The 22,233-nt window shown below is 71.3% G+C and carries 23 protein-coding genes and 1 pseudogene; 12 read left to right on the top strand and 12 right to left on the bottom strand.

The window, feature by feature from the left end; all coding sequences use genetic code 11:
- Positions 1-38: 38 nt before the first annotated feature.
- Positions 39-317: a GlsB/YeaQ/YmgE family stress response membrane protein gene (locus ABZT17_RS13685; protein ID WP_356347812.1), complete on the bottom strand. Its 279-nt coding sequence runs from the start codon at positions 315-317 to the stop codon at positions 39-41.
- A 243-nt stretch (positions 318-560) separates the two neighbouring features.
- Between ABZT17_RS13685 and ABZT17_RS13680 the strand changes: the two genes are divergently transcribed.
- Positions 561-959 (top strand): DUF3099 domain-containing protein, encoded by a 399-nt coding sequence (locus tag ABZT17_RS13680; RefSeq protein WP_356347810.1) that lies wholly within the window; start codon positions 561-563, stop codon positions 957-959.
- Positions 960-1,174: 215 nt separating this feature from the next.
- Positions 1,175-1,393, top strand: coding sequence for a hypothetical protein (locus ABZT17_RS13675; RefSeq protein WP_356347808.1), 219 nt, complete (start codon positions 1,175-1,177; stop codon positions 1,391-1,393).
- Here ABZT17_RS13675 and moaA read toward each other — a convergent pair.
- From moaA to ABZT17_RS13660, 3 genes are all read right to left on the bottom strand, one after another.
- On the bottom strand, positions 1,390-2,379 hold the full coding sequence (moaA, locus tag ABZT17_RS13670) for a GTP 3',8-cyclase MoaA (RefSeq protein ID WP_356347878.1): 990 nt from the start codon (positions 2,377-2,379) through the stop codon (positions 1,390-1,392). The two genes, ABZT17_RS13675 and moaA, sit on opposite strands and share 4 nt — an antisense overlap.
- A gap of 188 nt (positions 2,380-2,567) precedes the next feature.
- Positions 2,568-4,193, bottom strand: a complete 1,626-nt coding sequence (locus ABZT17_RS13665; protein WP_356347806.1) for a cation acetate symporter — start codon at positions 4,191-4,193, stop codon at positions 2,568-2,570.
- On the bottom strand, positions 4,190-4,546 hold the full coding sequence (locus ABZT17_RS13660; protein ID WP_356347804.1) for a DUF485 domain-containing protein: 357 nt from the start codon (positions 4,544-4,546) through the stop codon (positions 4,190-4,192). The genes ABZT17_RS13665 and ABZT17_RS13660 overlap by 4 nt, the downstream gene beginning before the upstream one ends.
- A gap of 253 nt (positions 4,547-4,799) precedes the next feature.
- Here ABZT17_RS13660 and ABZT17_RS13655 point away from each other — a divergent pair, with 253 nt between their 5' ends.
- The 3 genes from ABZT17_RS13655 (at position 4,800) to ABZT17_RS13645 (ending at position 8,994) form a co-directional block, all read left to right on the top strand.
- Complete coding sequence (locus ABZT17_RS13655) at positions 4,800-6,329, top strand: S8 family serine peptidase (protein ID WP_356347802.1); 1,530 nt, start codon at positions 4,800-4,802, stop codon at positions 6,327-6,329.
- A gap of 141 nt (positions 6,330-6,470) precedes the next feature.
- A complete protein-coding gene (locus tag ABZT17_RS13650) occupies positions 6,471-7,883 on the top strand; it encodes a CoA transferase (protein WP_356347799.1) in 1,413 nt (470 codons plus the stop codon).
- A 100-nt stretch (positions 7,884-7,983) separates the two neighbouring features.
- Positions 7,984-8,994, top strand: coding sequence for a CopD family protein (locus tag ABZT17_RS13645; RefSeq protein ID WP_356347797.1), 1,011 nt, complete (start codon positions 7,984-7,986; stop codon positions 8,992-8,994).
- 20 nt (positions 8,995-9,014) lie between these two features.
- Here the strand turns inward: ABZT17_RS13645 and ABZT17_RS13640 are convergent, their stop codons facing one another.
- The 8 genes from ABZT17_RS13640 to ABZT17_RS13605 all read right to left on the bottom strand — a co-directional run bounded on the left by ABZT17_RS13640 (position 9,015) and on the right by ABZT17_RS13605 (position 16,904).
- The gene (locus ABZT17_RS13640) at positions 9,015-10,061 is read right to left on the bottom strand and encodes a zinc-dependent alcohol dehydrogenase family protein (protein ID WP_356347795.1); all 1,047 of its coding nucleotides are present in this window, start codon (positions 10,059-10,061) and stop codon (positions 9,015-9,017) included.
- Positions 10,062-10,098: 37 nt separating this feature from the next.
- Positions 10,099-10,782, bottom strand: a complete 684-nt coding sequence (locus ABZT17_RS13635) for a lysoplasmalogenase (RefSeq protein ID WP_356347876.1) — start codon at positions 10,780-10,782, stop codon at positions 10,099-10,101.
- A gap of 68 nt (positions 10,783-10,850) precedes the next feature.
- A complete protein-coding gene (locus ABZT17_RS13630) occupies positions 10,851-11,756 on the bottom strand; it encodes a sterol desaturase family protein (RefSeq protein ID WP_356347792.1) in 906 nt (301 codons plus the stop codon).
- A 108-nt stretch (positions 11,757-11,864) separates the two neighbouring features.
- Positions 11,865-12,578, bottom strand: a complete 714-nt coding sequence (locus ABZT17_RS13625) for a VIT family protein (protein ID WP_356347790.1) — start codon at positions 12,576-12,578, stop codon at positions 11,865-11,867.
- A gap of 75 nt (positions 12,579-12,653) precedes the next feature.
- Complete coding sequence (locus tag ABZT17_RS13620; protein ID WP_356347788.1) at positions 12,654-13,892, bottom strand: amidohydrolase family protein; 1,239 nt, start codon at positions 13,890-13,892, stop codon at positions 12,654-12,656.
- Positions 13,889-15,172 carry an amidohydrolase family protein gene (locus tag ABZT17_RS13615; protein ID WP_356347786.1) on the bottom strand — a complete coding sequence of 428 codons (1,284 nt, stop codon included), beginning with the start codon at positions 15,170-15,172 and terminating at the stop codon, positions 13,889-13,891. Before ABZT17_RS13615 ends, ABZT17_RS13620 begins: the two co-directional genes overlap by 4 nt.
- Positions 15,173-15,182: 10 nt before the next feature.
- Positions 15,183-16,067 (bottom strand): SDR family NAD(P)-dependent oxidoreductase, encoded by an 885-nt coding sequence (locus ABZT17_RS13610; protein ID WP_356347784.1) that lies wholly within the window; start codon positions 16,065-16,067, stop codon positions 15,183-15,185.
- Between the two features lie 6 nt (positions 16,068-16,073).
- Positions 16,074-16,904, bottom strand: coding sequence for an acetoacetate decarboxylase family protein (locus tag ABZT17_RS13605; protein WP_356347781.1), 831 nt, complete (start codon positions 16,902-16,904; stop codon positions 16,074-16,076).
- 168 nt (positions 16,905-17,072) lie between these two features.
- On the opposite strand from ABZT17_RS13605, the gene ABZT17_RS13600 reads away from it, so the two are divergent.
- The 7 genes and pseudogenes from ABZT17_RS13600 (at position 17,073) to ABZT17_RS13570 (ending at position 22,229) form a co-directional block, all read left to right on the top strand.
- Positions 17,073-18,053 (top strand): DEDDh family exonuclease, encoded by a 981-nt coding sequence (locus tag ABZT17_RS13600; protein WP_356347779.1) that lies wholly within the window; start codon positions 17,073-17,075, stop codon positions 18,051-18,053.
- 125 nt (positions 18,054-18,178) lie between these two features.
- Entirely contained in the window at positions 18,179-18,412 is a 234-nt protein-coding gene (locus ABZT17_RS13595) for a hypothetical protein (RefSeq protein WP_356347776.1), read from the top strand.
- 62 nt (positions 18,413-18,474) lie between these two features.
- Positions 18,475-19,269 (top strand): SURF1 family protein, encoded by a 795-nt coding sequence (locus ABZT17_RS13590; protein WP_356347774.1) that lies wholly within the window; start codon positions 18,475-18,477, stop codon positions 19,267-19,269.
- A 12-nt stretch (positions 19,270-19,281) separates the two neighbouring features.
- Positions 19,282-19,389: pseudogene (locus ABZT17_RS13585) on the top strand (SigE family RNA polymerase sigma factor); the annotation flags it as partial.
- Between the two features lie 123 nt (positions 19,390-19,512).
- On the top strand, positions 19,513-19,647 hold the full coding sequence (locus tag ABZT17_RS13580; protein ID WP_356347771.1) for a hypothetical protein: 135 nt from the start codon (positions 19,513-19,515) through the stop codon (positions 19,645-19,647).
- Positions 19,648-19,681: 34 nt separating this feature from the next.
- Positions 19,682-21,469, top strand: a complete 1,788-nt coding sequence (locus ABZT17_RS13575) for a glycoside hydrolase family 15 protein (RefSeq protein ID WP_356347769.1) — start codon at positions 19,682-19,684, stop codon at positions 21,467-21,469.
- 4 nt (positions 21,470-21,473) lie between these two features.
- Entirely contained in the window at positions 21,474-22,229 is a 756-nt protein-coding gene (locus tag ABZT17_RS13570; protein ID WP_356347767.1) for an SDR family oxidoreductase, read from the top strand.
- Positions 22,230-22,233: the final 4 nt, after the last annotated feature.

Raw genomic sequence — 22,233 nt, 5'->3', positions numbered from 1 at the left:
CCGTGCGGGAGGCCGCCCCCTCGCCGTACCCGCCCGCTCTAGACGGTCTGCTTCCGCTTGCCCAGCGTCGCCATGTAGAGCATGTCGACCGCGAAGACGATGATGATCGCGGCCACCAGCTGGAAGGCATGGCGGCTCCAGTCGATGCCCCGTGTCGACTCGACCCCGAAGGCCCGTGCGATCGCGTTGCCGGCGATCGCGCCGAGCATGCCGCAGATGGTGGTCAGCCACAGCGGACTGTGCTGCTTGCCCGGGATGATCGCCTTCGCGATCAGGCCCAGCACGAATCCCACGATGATCGCCCACAACCAGCCCATGGCTGCCTCCTTGTACGGCTCGACGTGAGCACTACGCCCAGCCTCGGGCCATACGCCGTACGGCGCATGTCGGGTACCGCCGTACGCGCGACGGCGGAGGACGTTCGGCCAGGTTGGAGGTGACCCGGTCTCGTAGGCGACGGAGGCGCGGCGTAACGTGGCAAGGGTCCGGACGCGTCCCCGGCCGGGGGCGGGCCGGGTACGGGGTGGGATGGGGCCGATGCGGGCGGATGGTGGAATGTGATGCTGAAGCAGCGCGGCGACGGCAACGGCCAGGTGTTCCGGATCACCGGAGCCCGGACTGGTCTGCAGGAGGATGTGCGCGCCCGGCAGCGCCGGTATGTCATCTCCATGTCCATCCGTACGGTGTCGGTGATCCTCGCGGTCTCGCTGTGGAACGTCGAACGGCACGTCGCGATCGTGGCGTTGGTGCTCGGGGCGGTGCTTCCGTACATCGCCGTGGTGGTCGCGAACGCGGGTCGGGAGAACGCGCCGTCGCTTCCGTCGACCTTCGTGACCGTGCCGATGCGTCCGATGATTGCGCAGCCGCGAACGAATGACGGCTTCTCGGAGCCGGCCCCGGAAGATGTCGCGGCCGAGCCTGCGCCGGGCGCACGAAGCGAGCCTCACGACCCGGCGTGAGCGATGCAGAATGCCCTGCAAACGGAAGGCTCCCGCGCACCAAGCTCAAGAAAAGCTCAGATCAATCATGTTGTTCCGGTGCCGGGTGGCGGGTTACCCGTGACATACTTCGTAGGCGCTCCGCATCCCCCGTCGGAGCGACGGACCGACGCCGGGCAGCTCCCCCCGTGGCTGCTCGGCGTCGCCTTTTACGGCGTACTGGTGAGACGAAATCCGTGAGTGACGAGACCCCCATCTGCTCCGCGAAGGGCTGCCGTGCCGACGCCGTCTGGGTGCTGGCGTGGAACAACCCGAAGATCCACACACCGGAGCGGCGCAAGACGTGGCTCGCTTGCGAGGAGCACCGGGAGAGTCTCTCGCAGTTTCTCGGGGTGCGGGGCTTCCTGAAGGACGTGGTGAAGTTCCAGGACTGGGAAGCGCCCGAAGGGAGCTAGCCGCCGATCGCCGACATGGGCCTGTCCGGCTGGACGAAGGACGGGTCGTCGAGGCCGGCGCCCGCCTTCTTGCCCCACATCGCCAGGCGCCAGATGCGGGCGATCTCCTCGTCGGGGGCGCCGTCGCGCAGAGCGGCTCGGAGGTCCGTCTCCTCGCGGGCGAACAGACAGGTGCGTATCTGGCCGTCGGCCGTGAGGCGGGTGCGGTCGCAGGCCGCGCAGAAGGGGCGGGTGACCGAGGCGATGACCCCCACCCGGTGAGGTCCGCCGTCGACCAGCCAGCGCTCCGCCGGGGCCGAGCCCCGCTCGTCGCTGCCTTCGGGGGTGAGGTCGAAGCGGGTGCGCAGGGAGGTCAGGATGTCGCCGGCCGTGACCATGCCCTCGCGCTTCCAGCCGTGCTGGGCGTCCAGGGGCATCTGCTCGATGAAGCGCAGCTCGTAGTCGTGCTCGACGGCCCAGGCGAGGAGGTCGGGGGCCTCGTCGGCGTTCAGCCCCGGCATCAGGACCGCGTTGACCTTGACCGGGGTCAGGCCGGCGTCACGGGCCGCCGTGAGGCCGCCGAGGACGTCCCCGTGCCGGTCTCTGCGGGTGAGGGTCTTGAACACGTCGGGGCGCAGGGTGTCCAGGGAGACGTTCACCCGGTCCAGGCCGGCCGCCTTGAGGGCCTTGGCGGTGCGCCCGAGGCCGATGCCGTTGGTGGTGAGGGACATCTGGGGGCGGGGCGTCAGGGCGGCCACGCGCTCCACGATGCCCACCAGGCCCGGGCGCAGCAGGGGTTCTCCGCCGGTGAAGCGGATTTCCTCGATGCCCAGTGAGGTGACGGCGATGTCGATCAGGCGGACGATCTCGTCGTCCGTGAGCAGGTCGGGCTTGGCGAGCCACTGCAGGCCCTCCTCGGGCATGCAGTACGTACAGCGCAGGTTGCACCGGTCGGTCAGCGAGACCCTCAGGTCGGTGGCCACTCGGCCATAGGTGTCGATGAGCACGTGGGCCCCCTCCCTCATAGCGGATCGGTACGGATGAACTTCCACCCGTCACCTGCGAGCCTACGTGACACCACCGACAACGACAGCGGCCGATCCCACGAGGTACGGCACGGCCGCGTCGTAGGGAACCACGACGCGGCCGGCCGGGGGGCGTTTTCGCGGGTTGTCCGCGGGTCCGCCGCGGGTTGTCAGTGCGCGCCGGTGCCGGTCAGGGACCGGACCTCCAGTTCCGCGTACTTGCCCTTGTCGGGCTCCTCCTTGGACAGGTACGTGCCGAGGACGCCGAGGAGGAAACCGACCGGGATCGAGATGATGCCGGGGTTCTCCAGCGGGAACCAGTGGAAGTCGACGTCCGGGAACATCGAGGTGGGCTTTCCGGAGACCACCGGCGAGAACAGCACCAGGCCGACCGCGGTGACCAGGCCGCCGTAGATCGACCACAGGGCTCCGGAGGTGGTGAACCGCTTCCAGAAGAGGCTGTAGAGGATCGTCGGGAGGTTGGCGGAGGCGGCGACCGCGAAGGCGAGCGCGACCAGGCCGGCGACGTTCAGGTCGCGGGCGAGGGCGCCCAGGACGATCGAGACGGCGCCGATGCCGACGGTCGCCCAGCGGGCCGCGCCGATCTCCTGCTTCTCGGTGGCCTGCCCCCGCTTGATGACGTTCGCGTAGATGTCGTGCGCGAAGGAGGAGGACGAGGCCAGGGTGAGGCCGGCGACGACCGCGAGGATCGTGGCGAAGGCGACGGCGGAGATGGTGGCGAGCAGGATCGCGCCCCAGTTGGAGTCGACGCCGCCGAGGTGCAGGGCGAGGAGGGGTGCGGCCGTGTTGCCCGCCTTGTTGGAGGCGATGATCTCGTCGGGCTTGATCAGGGCGGCGGCGCCGAAGCCGAGGGCGAGGGTCATCAGGTAGAAGGCGCCGATGAGACCGATGGCCCAGATCACGGACTTACGGGCGGCCTTGGCGGTCGGCACCGTGTAGAAGCGGATCAGGATGTGCGGCAGGCCCGCGGTGCCCAGCACCAGGGCGATACCGAGGGAGATGAAGTCCAGCTTGGTGGTGCCGGTGGCGCCGTACTTCAGACCGGGCTCCAGGAAGGCCGAGCCCTTGCCGCTGTTGTCGGCGGCCGTGCCGAGCAGGTCGGAGACGTTGAAGTCGAACTTCAGCAGGACCATGAAGGTCAGCAGCAGGGCGCCCGCGATCAGCAGCACGGCCTTGACCATCTGGACCCAGGTGGTGCCCTTCATGCCGCCGATGGTGACGTACACGATCATCAGTACGCCGACCAGGGCGACGATGCCGATCTTGCCGGCGTCGCTGGTGATGCCGAGCAGCAGCGAGACCAGCACGCCCGCGCCCGCCATCTGGGCCAGCAGATAGAAGATCGAGACGACGATGGTGGAGGTGCCGGCCGCCGTACGGACCGGGCGCTGGCGCATCCGGTAGGCGAGCACGTCGCCCATGGTGTAGCGGCCGGAGTTGCGCAGCGGCTCGGCGACCAGGAGCAGGGCGACGAGCCAGGCGACCAGGAAGCCGATGGAGTACAGGAAGCCGTCGTAGCCGAAGAGGGCGATGGCGCCGGCGATGCCGAGGAACGAGGCCGCGGACATGTAGTCGCCGGAGACGGCGAGGCCGTTCTGGAAGGCGGTGAACTGACGGCCGCCCGCGTAGAAGTCGGCGGCGTCCTTGGTCTGGCGGCCCGCCCAGACGGTGATGACGAGGGTCGCGGCGACGAACACCGCGAACAGGGTGATGATCAGCGGCCGGTGCTGGCTCGCCTCGCCGGCCGCGATCAGGGTGTGCTGCGCGGGGTTCATTCGCCGCCCTCCAGTCGGGACTTGATCGCGTCGGCCTTGGGGTCGAGCTTGGCTGCGGCGTGCCGCGAGTACCACCAGGCGATGAGGAAGGTGGTCAGGAACTGCGCGAGGCCCAGGACCAGGGCCACGTTGATGTTGCCGACCACCTGGGTGCCCATGAAATCGTCCGCGTAGTTCGACAGCAGGACGTACAGCAGGTACCAGGTGATGAAGCCGAGGGTGAGCGGGAAGGCGAAGGAGCGGTGAGCACGGCGCAGTTCACCGAATTCCGCGCTCTCCTGCTCCGCGACGAACTCCTCGGTACTGGGGAGTTTGGTGGGGGTTTTCGAGGGGGGCGGTGTCTCGGTGGCCACGGAGTCTCCTCGCGTTGCGGATGCGGTTGTGACGGGGATCGGGGGCGAGTGTCCTCGTGCTCCCTGTCCAAGGTCACGGCGCCACGCGAGGGCGGGTTCAACTCCCTTGACCAGTTTCCGAACTCTCCTTGGGCAACTCATTGCTGACCAGCGACTTCGGGAGATAGTTTGCCGCCTGGACCGCCCGTCATGTACCTGCCCGAGCACCACCTGTGTCTCGGGCCGTTCTCTTTCCGGATGATGTGGAGACCCCATGGCTCATCTGCGTTCCAGACACCGGCTCGCCCTCGCGGTGCCGGTCGTGCTGTCCCTGACCGCCTCGCTCGGCTTCCTGCCGGGGGCCGCCCAGGCCGCCCCACGCGTGGAGTCCGCCGCCGCACAGGCGGCCGACGCGGACTCCTTCGCGTATCTCGTCAACACGAAGACGGACGCGCACACGATCAACTCGGTCAAGAAGGCGATCAATGCGGCCGGCGGTTCCGTCGTGGTGTCGTACGACAGGATCGGTGTGATCGTCGTGCACTCGGCGAACCCCGACTTCGCCAAGGAGATACGCAAGGCGCGCGGTGTGCAGTCCGCGGGCGCCTCGCGGACCTCGCCGGTGCAGGCGGCGGGGACGACGGACGAGGGCGCGGTGCAGTACCTCTCCAAGGCCGAGGCGGCGAAGGTCGCGGGCGGTTCGACGGCCGGGGAGGAGCCGCTCGAAGCCGACCAATGGGACCTCAGGGCGATCGGCGCCGACAAGGCGGCCAGGATCGACCCGGGCAGCAAGAGCGTGACCGTGGCGGTCATCGACGTGGGCGTCGACGACACCCACCCGGACATCGCGCCGAACTTCTCGCCCTCGCAGTCCGCGAACTGCGTCAGCGGCAAGGCGGACACCACGTACGGCTCCTGGCGGCCCGTGGACGCCGACCACTACCACGGCACGCATGTGGCGGGCGAGATCGCCGCGGCCCGCAACGGCATCGGGGTCGCGGGGGTCGCACCCGGGGTGAAGGTCGCCGGCATCACGGTCGCCCAGCCGGACGCGAACCAGCTGTTCTTCCCGGAGAGCGTCGTCTGCGCCTTCGTGTTCGCCGCCGACCACGGCGTCGAGATCACCAACAACAGCTACTACGTTGATCCATGGCTGTACAACTGCATGGACGACCCCGACCAGCGGGCCATCGTCGATGCGGTCAACAGGGCCCAGCTGTACGCCCAGCGCAAGGGCACGCTCAATGTCGCGGCGGCGGGCAACTCCAACGACGACCTCGACTCCCAGGCCCTGACCGACGCCTCCAGCCCCGACGACTCGACCGCAGTCACCCGTACGGTGGACCCGCACGAGTGCTTCGACGTCCCGACCCAGCTGCCGGGTGTTGTCACGGTGAGCGCGACCGGCGTCAAGGGCGCGAAGTCCTACTACTCCAGCTACGGCGACGGTGTGATCGACGTCGCGGCGCCGGGCGGCGACAAGTACCAGATCCCGGACACGCCGTCGAAGAACGGCCGCATCCTGTCCACACTGCCGAACAACCAGTACGGCTACCTCCAGGGCACGTCGATGGCGACTCCGCACGTCGCGGCCGTGGCCGCGCTGCTGAAGTCGACGCACCCGTGGGCGAGCCCGGACCAGCTGCAGTGGCTGCTCAAGGCCGAGGCGGACAACCCGGGCTGCCCGACCGGCCCGTACGACGGGAACGGCGACGGCGTCGTGGACGCGACCTGCGTGGGCGGGAAGCGGGTCAACGGCTTCTACGGCTTCGGCATCGTCAACGCGTTGCGCGCGGTGAAGTAGCTCCGTTCGAGCGGCAGGGGCGGCGCGGGCGCGATCATGGCCGCGCCGCCCCGGCAAGGTCGACGCGGTGTGCGAGGGGGCGAAGAACCGCAACATTGATTCAATCAATAGTTGATTCAGTCAATACTGCATAGTGAAGTAATGACTGCAATCAAGTCGAGCATCAAGCCGGGAGTCGGCTCCGCCTGGTCCGCGCTGGGCGGCGACCTGTCCCTGCTCCCCCGTGTGTCGACCGTGGTGCGGGAAGGCGCGCTCGAAGCGCGCCTTCCCGTACGGGAGCTGGCACGGGCCTGCGTCGGAGGGTGCGCGCTGGCCGCCGCGGAGCTGGCCGCGCGGCGGGCGGGGCTCGCGGAGGTGCCCGAGGTGCGGGTCGACGACGGGGCGGTCGCCGCGGCGTTCCACAGTGAGCGGTGGCTGCGGGTCGACGGGCGGCCTCCGGTCACGTTCGCGCCGTTGTCACGGTTCTGGCGCACGAGCGACGGCTGGGTGCGCACGCACGCCAACTACCCCCACCACAGGAAGCGGCTGCTGGCGGTGTTGGGAGCGGCGGACGACGTGGGCGCCGTCGGGGCGGCGATGGCCGAGCGGTCCTCGCTGGAGGTCGAGGAGGCCGTGTACGAGGCCGGCGGTCTGGCCGTGGCGCTGCGGACGCCCAAGGAGTGGGCCGCGCACCGGCAGGCCGCCGAGGTGGCCCGGCGGCCCCTGGTCGAGCGCGAGCGCCTCGACTCCGCACACGCGCGCGTGCTCGCGCCGATCGATACCACTCCCCTGCGGCCGGCCGCGGGGCTGCGGGTCCTGGACCTGACCCGGGTGCTCGCGGGCCCGGTCGCCACGCGCACGCTCGCCCTGCTCGGTGCGGACGTGCTGCGCGTGGACGCCCCGGGCCTGCCGGAACTGACCGACCAGCACGCCGACACGGGCTTCGGGAAGCGGTCGGCGCTGCTGGACCTGACCATCGACCGGCGGAGGTTCGAGGAGCTGCTCGCGGAGGCGGACGTCGTCGTGACCGGCTACCGGCCGGGCGCCCTGGACCGGTTCGGGCTGGCGCCCGAGGCACTGGCCGAGCGTCGGCCCGGGGTGGTGGTGGCGCAGGTGTCGGCGTGGGGCGCGTACGGGCCGTGGGGCGGGCGGCGGGGCTTCGACAGCCTGGTGCAGGTCGCCTCCGGGATCGCGGCGCTCGAAGGGTCGGCCCGGCGGCCCGGCGCGCTGCCCGCGCAGGCCCTCGACCACGGGACGGGCTATCTGCTCGCCGCCGCGGTACTGCGGGCGGTGACCGAGCAGTCCCGCGAGGGCGGCAGCAGGTTCGTGCGCCTGGCACTGGCGAGGACGGCCGCGTGGCTGGTGAACGGCGTGAAGGCGAGCGGGACGGAGCACATGGGCAAACACGCCCCCGGGGAGGCCCCGTACGACGGACCCGAACCGTGGCTGGCCGAGACCGGCAGCGGGCTCGGACAGCTGCGGTACGCGCTGTCGCCGGTGTCCTTCGCGGGCGGGCCGGGCGACTGGGGGCGTCCACCGGTGCCCTGGGGGTCGGACCCCGCGCGTTGGTTCTGAGTCATGGGGCGGCCAAAAACGTACCTAAGTGCGGAATGACGTACCGCCAGTTGTTTTACTGCAGTTGCCCGGTTCTGCGACGGCTGGTGAAGACCTTGAGGTGACGTTGACAAGACCCACTGCCGGGGTGCCGGACGCACGCGGGCCCGTACGGCGTCCCGGGGCCGGCCGGGCCGTCGCCGTACTCGTCCTGGTGGCGCTGGCCGCGCTGATACCCCTGCTGGGCCCGTCCGCCGTGCTGCACGGCACCGGTGAGGCCGCCGCCCCCGGTGTCGGTGGCATCGCGCTGCTTCGGGCGGTGCTGTTCGCCGCGCTGTGCGTCCCGGTGGGCGAGCTGTTCGTGAACCGGCTGGCCCGTTCGCTGCCCGGGGCCCCCGTGGACACACCCCGCAGCTGGTCCCCGTACACGGCCGTCGCCGGCTTCGTGGCCGCCCTGGGACTCGCGTCGGTCGTGTCGACGGGCAACCTGGTGCCGCACAGCCTGGCCCAGGTCGATGTCGGCGGCCTCTACGAGTCGCGGGACGGCAAGCTCGCCCTGCTCGAGGTCAACGCCTTCCTCGCGGCGGCCCTGTGCGCCCGCTCGCGGCGCCCCGCGCTCCAACTGTGGCCGGCGGCCGCGGTGATCGCGGCGGAGGCCCTGCGCGCGCACCCTCCCGCAGAGCACGGCCCGCTCCTCGGGTCCGTCCTGACGCTGATCCACCTGACCTGCGCGACGCTCTGGGCCGGCGGTCTGCTGCACGCCCTGCGGACGCTGCGCAGGTGGGGTCCCGCCGAGGCGGGCGCGGCCCTGCTCGGGCTCTACGCGCGCGTGGCGGCCGTGCTGCTCGCCGTCATCACCGCGACCGGAGTGTGGAGTTCGCTGCGCCGGATGCCGCCGGCCGCGATCCTGGACCAGTTGACGACGACGGCCTACGGACGGACCTTGATCGCCAAGGTGCTCCTCGTGGCCGTCGTCGCCGTGCTCGCGCTGTGGGCGCGGATCCGGCTGCGCCGCGCCGCCGACCCGCTGACCGCCTGCTCCCCCGCGCGCGCGGAGATCGTCGCCCTGGGGATGGTGGTCGTGATGTCGGGGTTGTTGACGGCCTTGCCGCTGCCGATCCGGTGGTGGTGAGGATCAGCAGTTGGTGACGATCACCCGTTGGTGACGAGCACCTTGAGTGCCGTGCGCTCGTCCATCGCCTTGTACCCCTCGGGGACGCCCTCGATGTCGACCGTCAGGTCGAAGACGGGTGAGGGGTCGACGGTGCCGTCGAGCACATCGGGCAGCAGCTGGGGGATGTACGCGCGGACGGGTGCGACACCGCCGCGCAGCGCGATGTTCCGGTCGAACATGACGCCCAGGTCGACACCGGTGCCGCTGCCGTGCGGCACGCCCACGAAGCCGATCGCGCCGCCGTCCCGGGTGATGTCGACCGCCGTACGCATGGACTGCTCGGTGCCGACGGCCTCGACGACGGCGTGCGCGCCCTGGCCGCGGGTGAGTTCGCGTACTGCCTCGACGGCCGCGTCCCCGCGCTCGGCGACGACTTCGGTGGCGCCGAAGCGGCGGGCGATGTCCGTGCGGACCTCGTGGCGGCCGAGCGCGATGATCCGCTCGGCGCCGAGGCGCCTGGCGGCGAGCACCGCGCACAGGCCGACGGCTCCGTCGCCGACGACGGCCACCGTGGCACCCGGACGGGCGCCCGCGCCGAGGGCCGCGTGGTGGCCGGTGCCGAGCACGTCGGAGAGGGTCAGCAGGGCGGCCAGCAGACGGTCGTCGGACGCGGCCTCCTTGGGCAGCTGGACGAGGGTGCCGTCGGCGAAGGGCACGCGCACCGCCTCGCCCTGGCCGCCGTCGTGCCCCACCGAGCCCCAGAAGCCGCCGTGTTCGCAGGAGGTGGTGAGGCCCTCGCGGCAGTAGTCGCAGACGCCGTCGGACCACATGAAGGGCGCGACGACCAGATCGCCGCGGCGCACCGTGCCCACCTCGGAGCCGGTCTCCTCGACGACACCCAGGAACTCGTGACCGATCCGCTGTCCCGGCTGCCGGGCCGCCTCGCCGCGGTACGCCCACAGGTCGCTGCCGCAGACACAGGCGCGCAGCACCCGCACCACGGCGTCGGTGGGCAGCTGCACCACGGGCTCGGGCACGTCCTCCACGCGCATGTCGTAGGGGGCGTGGATGGTGGTGGCGCGCATGGCGAGGATCCTTCTCGTGCGGTGTCGTGAAGTGCGCTCAGGGGGTGGTCGAGCGCACTTCACGGTACGCCGTCGCCGGCGCGGGCCGCTTGTCGAGGGCTCCCCGGACCAGCAGGAACTGGGCGGCGGTGTAGGTGAGCATGATCCACAGGTCGGGCCCGGGCGGCTGGGGCCAGTCGGCGACGCCGGTCGCGATGAGGGTGTCGGAGAGCATGAAGAGGGCGCCGCCGAGACCGGCGACCGGGCCGAGCCGGGTGGCGGCGGTGTACGCCGTCGCGGTGAGCAGGGTGCTGTAGCCGGCGACGGGGACGCGCAGGTCCGCCGGGAGGCCCGGCCACAGCAGGGCGACCGTGGTGACGAGGGCGACGGCGTAGACGGGGGCGAGGAGACGGGCACGCGCGCGTGGGGCGCCGTGGCGGCGGAAGAACGCGATGTAGCAGACGTGGCCGCACGCGAAGGAGGCCATCCCGGCCAGGAACGCCCGGTCCGCGTCGGACAGGAGCAGGACGTCGCCGCCCCAGCCGAACAGGAGGGCGGCGAGCAGGAGTCGAGATGCGCCGCGGGTGCCGGCGTAGGCCGCGAGGAGCGGCATGAGGAGAGGCTTGGCGACGGTGTGACCGGGCGTGAAGCCGGCGGCGAGGGAGCTGAGATCGACGAGGGTGGCCAGGACGAACGCCGCCAGGAAGAGGGTCGGCAAGGGGCCGCCGCCGGGCCGGGGCATGCGCGGGCGGGGGCGAGCGGTCTCCGGGCGGGACGCACGCCCGCGTGCCCGGCGCTCGTTCGGTGCCGTCACGCTGCGGCGGTTCCCTCGGCCGGCGTCGGTTCGGCGGTGGCGTGTTCGTTCATGGGTGCCGGTGCCGACAGCCGTGCCGGGCGCCAACCGGGCCCGCGGAAGACCCGCCCCGCCCGCTCGCCCCAGCTCTCCGCCGCCCTCACGTCCTTGACGATCGCCACGTACTCATGAGTGGCCACCTTGATCGGGTTGAACGTGTTGATGTTCTTGGTCAACCCGTAGACCGGCCGCTCGGTCTCCGGCACGAACGAGCCGAACAGGCGGTCCCAGACGATGAGGATGCCGCCGAAGTTGCGGTCCAGGTAGCCGCCCTGGGAGGCGTGGTGGACGCGGTGGTGGGAGGGGGTGTTGAAGACGTACTCGAACCAGCGGGGCATCTTGTCGATGCGTTCGGTGTGGATCCAGAACTGGTAGACGAGGTTGGCGGAGGAGCAGAACGCGAGGGCGGCCGGGTGGACGCCGACGGCGACGAGGGGGACGTAGAACGGCCAGACCGTCCAGGTCGTCCAGGGCTGGCGCAGCGCGGTGGTGAGGTTGAACTTCCGGCTGGAGTGGTGGACGACGTGGCAGGCCCACAGGATGCGGATGACGTGGTGGCCGCGGTGCGACCAGTAGTAGAAGAAGTCCTGGGCGAGGAGCATCAGGGGGACGGTCCACCACAGGACGGGGACGCGCAGCGGGGTGAGTTCGTAGATCGCCGTGTAGACGGCGACGATGGGGATCTTCCAGAGGAAGTCGAAGACGAGGCTGCCGAGCCCCATGCCGACGCTGGTGGCGGCGTCCTTCGTCTCGTATCCCGCGGCGTCCTCGTCGGGATGGACGCGGACGCTGATCACCTCGACCACGGTGAGCAGCACGAAGGCGGGTATCGACCACAGCACGACATCGGGCAGGTTCGGCATGTGGGCACCGTAGAACCGCTGGTCGGCCGCGGCTAGACGTTGTTACCCACAAGTATTTCCCGGGGTACGCGCTTGCTTCTTGGCGATCTCCACCAACCGGCCGGTCGGTCAGGCCCCGGCCGCGCCCAGCAGCGCCCCGGCGGCATAGGTGATCCCCATGGCCAGCGCCCCGCCGACCACGTTGCGCAGCACGGCCCGGCCGGGTTCCGCGGCGCCCAGGCGGGCGCTGGTCCAGCCGGTGACGACCAGGGCGGCCAGCACGGAGACGACGGTGACGGCGAGACGCCAACCCGCGGGTGGGAGCACGATCGCCAGCAGGGGTAGCAGCGCGCCCACCGTGAACGCCAGGAAGCTCGCCCACGCGGCGTGCCACGGGTTCGTCAGCTCGTCCGGGTCGATGCCGAGCTCCACGCGCGCGTGTGCCCTCAGCGCGTCCCGTTCGGTGAGCTGCTCCGCCGCCTCCCTGGCCACCTCGCGCGTCAGGCCGCGGTCCTCCAAGAGCGCTGTCAGCTCCTCCAGTTCGGCCTCCGGCTGTTCGCGCAGCTCCCGCCGTTCCAGGGCCAGGGCGGCCATCTCCGAGTCGCGCTGGGTGGAGACGGAGACGTACTCGCCCGCGGCCATCGACATCGACCCGGCCAGCAGTCCGGCCAGTCCGGCGGTGAGCAGGGCCGAGCGGCTGTCCGTCGCGCCCGCCACACCGACGACGAGCCCGGCGGTGGACACGATGCCGTCGTTGGCGCCGAGAACGGCGGCCCGCAGCCAGTTCAGGCGCCCGGCCAGGGTGCCGCCGTGGGCCTCGCCGCCATGCGTGGGTTCCGTCACACCGGGAGGATGCCACCCCGGCCGCGGTCATCCCCGTACCGACGCTCGCGGCCCGCCGCACCTCGACGGTGGACGTCACCAGACCCGCACCCGCGCCCCCCTCGCGAACACCGGGCTCGTCGCGTCGGCCGGTGGCCGCTCCAGTGGTTCGGCGAGCTCCTCCACCGTCGGGCCCGCCTTCGCCGCGATCGGGTCCAGGAGGTCGAGGTCGAAGCCGTAGACGCGGGCCGCGTTGCCGCCCAGCATCGCGGCCAGTTCGTCGCGGGGCACGCCCGCGTAGGCGAAGCGCAGGCCCTCACGGGAGTACGGGTAGGTGCCCTCGTCGTGCGGGTAGTCGCTGCCCCACATGATCTTGTCGACGCCGATGCGGTCGCGCAGCGGCACCTCGTGGGGGCGCATGAAGCTGGCTCCGACATAGCAGTTGTCGTGCCAGACCTCGGACGGCGGCTTGCCCATGCCGGCGGCGAGGCCCGCGCCGAACTTGGACTCGGCCGTGGACGCCTTGGTCGCGGCGGCGACCAGCCGGCCGTGGTAGTAGTCCAGCATGTCGAGGACACCGGGGATCCAGCCCGAGCCCTGCTCGGTCAGGACGAGTTTCAGGCCGGGATGACGGCGGAAGGCGCCGCCGAACACCAGGTGCCAGAGGGCCCGGTGGGAGAACCAGGTCGTCTCGACCATGAAGACCGCGCGGGCCGCCGGTTCGTCGCCGAGCGGCGGGGACGCGGAGCCCGCGTGGTGGTTCACCGGGACGCCCAGCTCCTCACAGACGGCCCAAATGGGGTCGTACGTCTGCGAGTAGAGCTCCGGCAGACCCGAACCCGGAGGTGTGCCGGGCAGCAGCAGACCGCCCTTGAGACCCGCCGCGGAGGCCCGGCGGATCTCCTTGACCGCCTCGTCGACGTCGTTCAGGAGGATCTGGAAGACACCCGCGCGCCGGCCCGGTGCGGCGGCGCAGAAGTCGGCGAGCCAGCGGTTGTGGGCGCGCAGTCCGGCCCAGCGGCGTTCGAACTCCCCGGCGGTCGGGGCGGGCGCCATCAGGGAGCCGGACGGGTGGAACGGCGGGATGGTGTTCGGGAAGAGGACCTCGGCGACGATGCCGTCTCGCTCCAGGTCCGCGAGGCGGCGCTCGGAGTTCCAGTTCTGGTCGGCGGTGTCGGCGAGCAGGTCCTCGTAGGGGTTGACGTAGGTGGCCGCCCAGGCGTCGAACTCGTCGTGGTGGCGCTTCTCCAGATACGGCCTGTAGTCGAGGAGGTCGGCTCCCGCGTGGCAGTCGGCCGAGATGACCGTGTACCGGTCGGACCGGTCGTCGCTCACCGCGTCACCCCCAGGGTCGGGAAGTCGTGGTCGGTCAGCCAGTGCCGGCCCACCTCGCGCGAGCGCGCCCAGGAGGCTTCGACGGCCTCCTGGTCGGCCGGCTGGCCGAGGTCCGCCGGGGTCGGACCGATGCGCCGGGCCAGCGGCGCCAGCTTCCCGGCGTCGAAGCCGAAGACCTCCGCCGCCGCGAGGCCCAGCATGCGGCGGGTCTCGGTGACGGGGATGTCGTGGAAGGTGCGGCGCAGCCACGCGCGTGTGTCGGGCCAGGTGCCCTCGGGGTGCGGGAAGTCGCTGCCCCAGAGGATGTTGTCGACGCCGATCTCGTACCGCTGGGCCAGCTCACGGCGCTTGGTGTTGGTCGCGCAGATGAAGACCTGGCGGTCGAGGTACTCGCTCGGGGGGCGTTTCAGCTCCTCGAACGGGGAGAGCTTCTTGCCGCCGTGCGCACCCAGGTAGAGGCGGTCCATGAACCAGAGGAGGTTCGGCAGCCACCAGCACCCCGACTCCGCCACACCGAACCTGAGGCCCGGGTGGCGTTCGAAGACCCCGGACCAGAGGAGGAACCAGAGGGGGCGGGCCGGCCACCAGGTGACCTCGCTGACGAAGATGCCCAGATGGTCGCCGTACTCGTGGCGCGGCGACGATCCGGAGTGGGTGGTCACCGGCATCCCGCACTCGGCGGCGGCCGCCCACACCGGGTCGTAACGGCGGTCGTGGTACGGCTCCTTGTCGCCCCACAGGGCGGGGATCATCAGTGCGCCGAGCCCCGACTCCTTGGCCCGGTGGATCTCCTCGACCACCTTCGGCACCTCGGCCGTGATGGGCAGCAGGGCCACACCGCAGTGCCGTTCGGGGTTCTCCGACACGAACTCGGCCAGCCAGCGGTTGTGCGCCCGGGCGCCCGCCATGCCCAGCTCCGGGTCGTGGTCGCCGGAGAGTCCGAGGCCGACCCCGAAGGGCGCCGCGGTCCGGCTGTCCACGGCGTCCGCGTCCGGGAACACGACCTCGGCGGCGACGCCGTCGCCGTCGAGCTCCTTGAGCCGCCGCGCGGTCTCCCAACCTCCGCGCAGCCCCTCCTCGTTGTCCTGGAACCACTTGGAGGCGAAGGACTCGTTGCGGATGCCGAGCCGGGTCATCTCCTCGCGCCGGCGCTCGCGCCCGGCGAGGAACTCGTCGAAGTCCCGGTGGAAGCGGCTGTCCAGATAGGGCCGGTACTCCTCGGTGGGCAGTCCGGCGTGGCAGTCGGAGGAGATGATCAGATACGGCTCCTGGTCGGTCACACCGGCCTCCTCAGTCCAGGATGAAGCTCTCCAGGTACGACGGGTTGGTGCGGTCCAGCATCGACCTGGCCCGCGCGCGGATCTGCGCGTCGCTGTGCTCGCTCGGCGGCAGCAGCCAGAAGCGGTCCGCGCGGATGCCCTCCACGACGAGTTCCGCGACCTCCTCGGCGGGCGTGAAGCGCACCTCCCGGCCCGCCTCGCGCATCGCGGTCTCCCACTGGTCGAGGCTGCGGTACGGGGTCCTGCGCGGCCGTTGTTTCGCGTACCGGTCGGGCCGGTTGCGGTGCGACTCCCACAGGCCGGTGCGCAGCATGTGCGGGCCGGGGAAGAGGACCGACGCGCCCACGCGCGCGTGCTCGGCCCTCAGATGGGCGTACAGGGACTCGGTCATGGTGACGACGGCCGCCTTGGTGACGGCGTACACGGAGGCGGTGGGCAGCGGGGCGATACCGCCGTCACCGGATGACGTATTGACCACATGACCGGGTTGACCCGACTTGATCATCCGTGGCAGGAACGCCTGGACGCCATGGAAGACGCCCCACACATTGACGGAGAACGCCCACTTCCAGTCGTTCGGTTCGTGCTCCCACATACGGCCCTCGGCGCCCGAGCCGACCCCGGCGTTGTTGCACAGCACATGGACCGCGCCGTAGGTCTCGTACGCCGACTCGGCGAGATCCAGGACCTGTTGGCGCTCCCCGACGTCGACCACGCGCGCGTGCACCTCGGCTCCCCCGGCGCGCAGGTCGGCGGCGGCCTTGTCCAGCGCGCTCTCCTCGACGTCGGCGAGCACCACCTTCAGCCCCTCCGCAGCGAACCTCCGGGCCATCGCCAGCCCGACCCCGCTCGCGGCGCCCGTGACGACGGCGACCTGTCCGGCCCTCAGCTCCACGGCCGCTCACCGACCCTCGGGCGACTCAGGCGACTCGGGCGGCCCTGAGGACTCGGGAGGGCCGTCATGGACCTGCTGCGGGTCGTCGTAGCGCTGGTGGACGTACGGCAGCAGGGCCTCGGCCGCGACCCGCTCGACCACCTTGCCGCGCTGGTCGCTGGTCTTCTCACCGATGGTGATGTCGACGAGCCGCAGCACCGGGAGGTCGGCCACCGGGTCGTACACGGACTCGCGCAGGACGACGTCCCCGGTGATCCGCTCCAGCCGGCGCACCTTCTCGTTGCGCACGCAGTGCACCAGCACGGGGTCGATGTCGAAGCCCGAACCGTCCACCGCGGGAAGGAACTTGAAGTAGAAGTCGGTCTTCCGGCTCGGCTCCGGCAGCGGCAGTTCACCGCTCACCGCGCCGCGCACCTCCACGAAGGCGATGCCGTGCCGGGCCAGCGCGGCGCGGACCAGGAGCCCGTCCCGTTCCACCGTCACCTCGCCCAGCTTCTTCGGCTCGCCGAAGACCTCGCGGCCTCCCGTGAGGGCCCGCTCATGGGTCATCGGCATGACGAGCGGGTACCAGCCGTCGATGTCGTCGTGCCGGGCGGCGACCGCGAACGAGCCCGCGCCCAGCGGGTATCCGGGCAGGTCGACCTTGCTGATGTTGACCCGGGCCAGGGGCCGGTCGGCCGGTTTCAGCGGTGGTGGCAGGACCGCGGCGAGCGCGTCCGGGTCGGTCTCCCAGACGGCCACCACTCCGGTGGACCAGATGTCGGGGAGCCGTGTGCTGGCCGTGCGGGCTGCGGCCAACTCCGCCTCGGTGCGAGCGCCGTACCGTATGCGTGCCATCCGTCGTACCGCCCTTCACAGACCGTCAACCGCCGGGCGGGGTGCACGCTTGCACCAGGGGCGTGAAAGGTCCATAGCCGCGGGCCGGACATTCCACGGTCCGGACATTCCGTACGCGCGGCCCCTGTTGGCCGGGACTGTCAGTGGCGGCCCGTATCCTCAGGGACCATGCTCGAAGACCTTCCGACCGCAGCGTCCTCCCGCACCGAGTGGCCGACCGCGTATCCCCACGGGTACGCGGTCGTTGACGTGGAGACCACGGGCCTGGCCCGGGACGACCGGATAATCTCGGCGGCCGTCTACCGGCTGGACGAGCGCGGCGAGGTCGAGGACCACTGGTACACGATGGTCAACCCGGAGCGGGACCCGGGCCCGGTGTGGATCCACGGTCTGACGAGCGAGATGCTGGAGGGCGCGCCCCTCTTCACGGACATCGCCGAGGAGTTCGCGACCCGCCTGGAGGGCCGGGTGCTCGTCGCGCACAACGCGGTCTTCGACTGGCAGATGATCGCGCGTGAGTACGCGCGTGCGCGGATCGAGGCTCCGGTCCGGCAGCGGCTGTGCACCATCGCGCTCTCCAAGGAGCTGGGCCTGCCGCTGCCCAACCACAAGCTGGAGTCGCTGGCCGCGCATTTCGGCGTCGTACAGCGGCGGGCGCACCACGCACTGGACGACGCGCGCGTACTGGCCGAGGCGTTCCGGCCCAGCCTCAGGGCCGCGGCGGCGGGCGGCGTACGGCTGCCGCTCCTCGAGTGCCGGCCGCTGACGGAGTGGAACGACAGCCCTGTGCCGCGTCAGTCGAGCGGGTACGGCGGCTATCGGCCGACCGGTTGGCGGCCGTCCCGCAAGAGGCCCGCCTGCCCCTACCCCAACCCGGGGCGGTACGAAGACGGCAAACCGCTCAAGCAGGGCATGCGGGTCGCCTTCTCCGGGGACACGTCGATCGAGCGGGAGCTGCTGGAGGACCGGGCGGTCGAGGCCGGGCTGCACGTCGCGACGAGCCTGTCCCGGGTGACCAGTCTGCTCGTCACCAACGACCCGGACTCGGGCACGTCGAAGGTGGTCAAGGCCCGGCAGTACGGAACGCCGGTGGTGGACGAGGCGGCCTTCGGACAGCTGCTCAGGGATGTCGAACCGGCGGACGAGTGAGTGGCCGCGGCGAGGACGGGCGAGAGCGGAGGCGGCCGCTCGTGACCCGTACGGACGGGTGATTGCCGGGCGACTCGCCCGGAGTCCGCTCGCCCGGGCGGCGCCAACGGCTCACCCTGTGGCGCATGGCGAAATGCGAAGTATGCGGAAATGACTACGGAATGAGCTTCGAGGTGCACGCGCAGGGCGCGGTGCATGTCTTCGACTGCTTCTCCTGTGCGATTCATCGCATGGCCCCGATCTGCGAGCACTGCCGGGTGCCGATCATCGGCCAGGGCGTCGAGGTCGAGGGCCAGTGGTTCTGCGGGGGTCACTGCGCCCGCGAGGAGGGCAAGGCCGGCATCGTCGACCGGGTCTGAGCACCCCCTCGGACCACCCCCCTGACGACAGCACCCCGCGGCCCGAGTTGTACGGTCGTGGGGTGTACCGCTTCCTGTTGACCCGGCAGTGGGTGATCCTCACGCTGGTCGCCCTGCTCCTCATCCCCACGATGATCAGGCTGGGCATCTGGCAGATGCATCGCTACGAGGAGCGCAGCGCCCGCAACCAGCTGGTCTCGGACGCGCTGGGCGCCAAGGCGGTGCCCGTGGAGCGGCTGACCTCGCCCGGGCACACCGTCACCACGCACGACCGGTACCGCACGGCGACGGCGACAGGGCACTTCGACACCGAGGACGAGGTCGTCGTCCGCCGCCGCACCAACTCCGACGACGAGGTCGGCTACCACGTGCTGACCCCCTTCGTCCTGACGGACGGCAAGGTGGTGCTGGTCAACCGGGGCTGGATCCCGTCCGACGGTCCGAGCCAGACGACGTTCCCGAAGGTGCCCGCGCCGCCGAGCGGTCAGGTGACCATCCAGGGCCGGCTGATGCCGGACGAGACGACCGCGGCCAGCGGTATCAAGGACCTCAAGGGCCTGCCCGACCGGCAGATCATGCTGATCAACAGCGAGGAGCAGGCCCGGCGGCTGCACGCCGAGGTGCTCGGCGGCTATCTCCAGCAGACGGCGCCCGAGCCGAAGGGCGACACCCCGGAGCAGATCTCCGACCCGGGCAAGGAAGACGCGCCGCTGAACTACGCGTACATGATCCAGTGGTGGCTCTTCGCGGCGGGCGTGCCGTACGGCTGGTGGGTCCTGGTCCGCCGTGAGAAGCGGGACCGCGCGGAGGCGGCGGCGAAGGAGTCGGCGCAGGAGTCGGAACCGGCCGCTGTCTGACCTTCACGTCCCCGTGTGAGCGAGATCGCCGCCGCGATGGGCATTTCCGGCGGCTCGGTGAGGACCCACACCTCCCGCGGCCCGGCCGCGCCGACCCTGGCGATGGCGGCCCGGCGATGAACGACACCGAGCGCGAGTCGAGCGAGGCACTCGCCGCCCTCGCCGACGGAGTGCGGCCCGCCCCCCGACGCCTGTCGCACGGCACGGGGCGAGTGGCCGCGGCGCGAACGCAGACGTCGGCTGGTGCTCGCCGTACTGGTCACGGTCGCCTTCGCGCCGGCCACGCTGATCGGCTTGTGGGCGCTGAACCGGACCCCCGAGCACCAGGGGGTGATCTTCTCCGGCCCGGGCCCGTCACTCACCCGGCGCACCACCTGATTGTCCCCCGGGCCCGCCGGGAACCCGGAATCTCGTGCACCCCCGTATCGAGGACTACGCGCTCATCGGCGATGAACAGACCGCGGCCCTGGTCGGCCGGGACGGCTCCGTGGACTGGCTGTGCCTGCCCCGCTTCGACTCCGGCGCGTGCTTCGCCCGGCTGCTCGGCGACGAGGACAACGGCTACTGGCGCATCGCCCCCAAAGGCGTCGACGGCCCCTGCACCCGGCGCGCCTACCGCCCCGACACCCTTGTCCTGGACACCGAGTGGGAGACCGACGAGGGGGCGATCCGGGTCACCGACCTGATGCCGCAGCGCGACCGGGCGCCCGACGTCGTCCGGATCGTCGAGGGGCTGAGCGGCAGCGTGACCGTCCACAGCACCCTGCGCCTGCGTTTCGACTACGGCTCGATCGTGCCGTGGCTGCGCAAGTCCGACGGCCATCGCGTCGGTGTGGCGGGCCCGGACTCGGTGTGGCTGCGCAGCGAGCCCTCCGTGCACACCTGGGGCGAGGACCTCGGCACGCACTCGGAGTTCACCGTCGAGGAGGGCGAGAAGGTCGCGTTCGTGCTGACCTGGCACCCCTCGCACGAGTCGCGCCCGCCGCTCACCGACCCCCACAAGGCGCTGCGCAACAGCGTCAAGGGCTGGCAGAAGTGGGCGTCCAAGTGCCGCTACGACGGCCCCCACCGGGACGCCGTGGTGCGCTCCCTGATCACCCTGAAGGCCCTCACCTACCGGCCGACCGGCGGTATCGTCGCCGCCGCGACCACCTCGCTGCCCGAGGAGCTCGGCGGGGTGCGCAACTGGGACTACCGCTACTGCTGGCTGCGCGACTCCACCCTCACCCTCGGCGCCCTGCTCGCCTGCGGCTACCACAAGGAGGCCGAGGCCTGGCGGAACTGGCTGCTGCGCGCGGTCGCGGGCGACCCGGCCGACCTGCAGATCATGTACGGCCTGGCGGGCGAACGACGGCTGCCCGAGGTCGAACTGCCGTGGCTGTCCGGGTTCGCGGAGTCGACGCCCGTACGGATCGGCAACGGAGCCGTCGACCAGCTCCAGCTGGACGTGTACGGCGAGGTCCTCGACTCCTTGTTCCTGGCCCGGCGTTCGGGCATGTCCACCAAACCCCATATGTGGGGCATCCAGGCCGCCCTGATGGAGTGGCTGCGCTCGCAGTGGCGCCAGCCCGACGAGGGCCTGTGGGAGGTGCGCGGCGGCCGGCGTCACTTCGTGCACTCCAAGGTCATGGTGTGGGTGGCCGCCGACCGCGCGGTACGCACCCTGGAGGCCGATCCGAAGCTGAAGGGCGACCTCGAGGGCTGGCGGGCGCTGCGGGACGAGGTGCACCGGGAGGTGTGCGAGAAGGGGTACGACGCCGGGCGCAACACCTTCACCCAGGCGTACGGTTCGCGCGAACTGGACGCCGCGCTGCTGCTGATCCCGCGGGTCGGCTTCCTGCCGCCGGACGACCCGCGTGTCATCGGCACCATCGACGCGATCCGCGAGGACCTGGGGCACGGCGGTTTCCTGCGGCGGTACGGCACCGACGAGACGACCGTCGACGGACTGCCGGGCGACGAGGGCACCTTCCTGGTGTGCTCGTTCTGGCTCGCGGACGCGCTGCACATGACCGGCCGGACCAAGGAGGCACGGGAGCTGTTCGAACGGCTGGTGGGCCTCGCCAACGACGTGGGCCTGCTGTCCGAGGAGTACGACCCCGTAGAGGAACGTCAGCTCGGCAACGTGCCCCAGGCCTTCAGCCATGTCGGCCTGGTGAACACCGCCCTCGCTCTGTTCGGGGACGGGGAGGCAGGATAGGGCCATGGATCTTGGACTGAAGGACCGGGTGTACGTCGTCACGGGGGCCACGCGCGGGCTCGGCAACGCGGTGGCGCGGGAGCTGGTGGCCGACGGCGCGAAGGTGGTCGTGACCGGGCGCGACGAGCAGCGGGTCGCCGACGCGGCGGGCGAGTTGGGGCCGAACGCCGTCGGCGTCGCCGTCGAGAACGCGGATCCGCAGGCGCCGGCGCGGTTGATCGCTGCGGCCCGGGAGCGGTTCGGAGGGTTCGACGGCATTCTCGTGAGCGTCGGGGGGCCGCCGGCGGGGTTCGTCGCGGACAACACGGACGAGCAGTGGCAGGCCGCGTTCGAGTCGGTGTTCCTGGGGGCGGTCCGGTTGGCCCGGGCCGCCGCGGAGGAGCTGGAGGCGGGGGGTGTCATCGGGTTCGTGCTGTCGGGGTCGGTGCATGAGCCGATTCCCGGGCTGACGATCTCCAACGGGCTGCGGCCAGGGCTCGCCGGGTTCGCCAAGTCGATCGCGGACGAACTCGGGCCGCGGGGAATCCGGGTGGTGGGGCTGCTGCCGGCCCGGATCGACACGGATCGCGTGCGCGAGCTGGACCGGATGTCCGCGGATCCGGAAGCCACGCGTGCCGCGCACGAGTCCCGGATTCCGTTGCGGAGGTATGGGAGGCCGGAGGAGTTCGGGCGGGTGGGGGCGTTCTTGCTGTCGCCGGCCGCGTCCTATCTGAGCGGGATCATGGTGCCGGTCGACGGGGGGATGCGGCATGGGTTCTGAGTGC

It is taken from the genome of Streptomyces sp. NPDC005648, from assembly GCF_040605395.1.
Taxonomy (GTDB): Bacteria; Actinomycetota; Actinomycetes; order Streptomycetales; family Streptomycetaceae; genus Streptomyces.
Note: the sequence above shows the minus strand (reverse complement) of the source record. Positions and strands in the feature narration are given on the sequence as shown.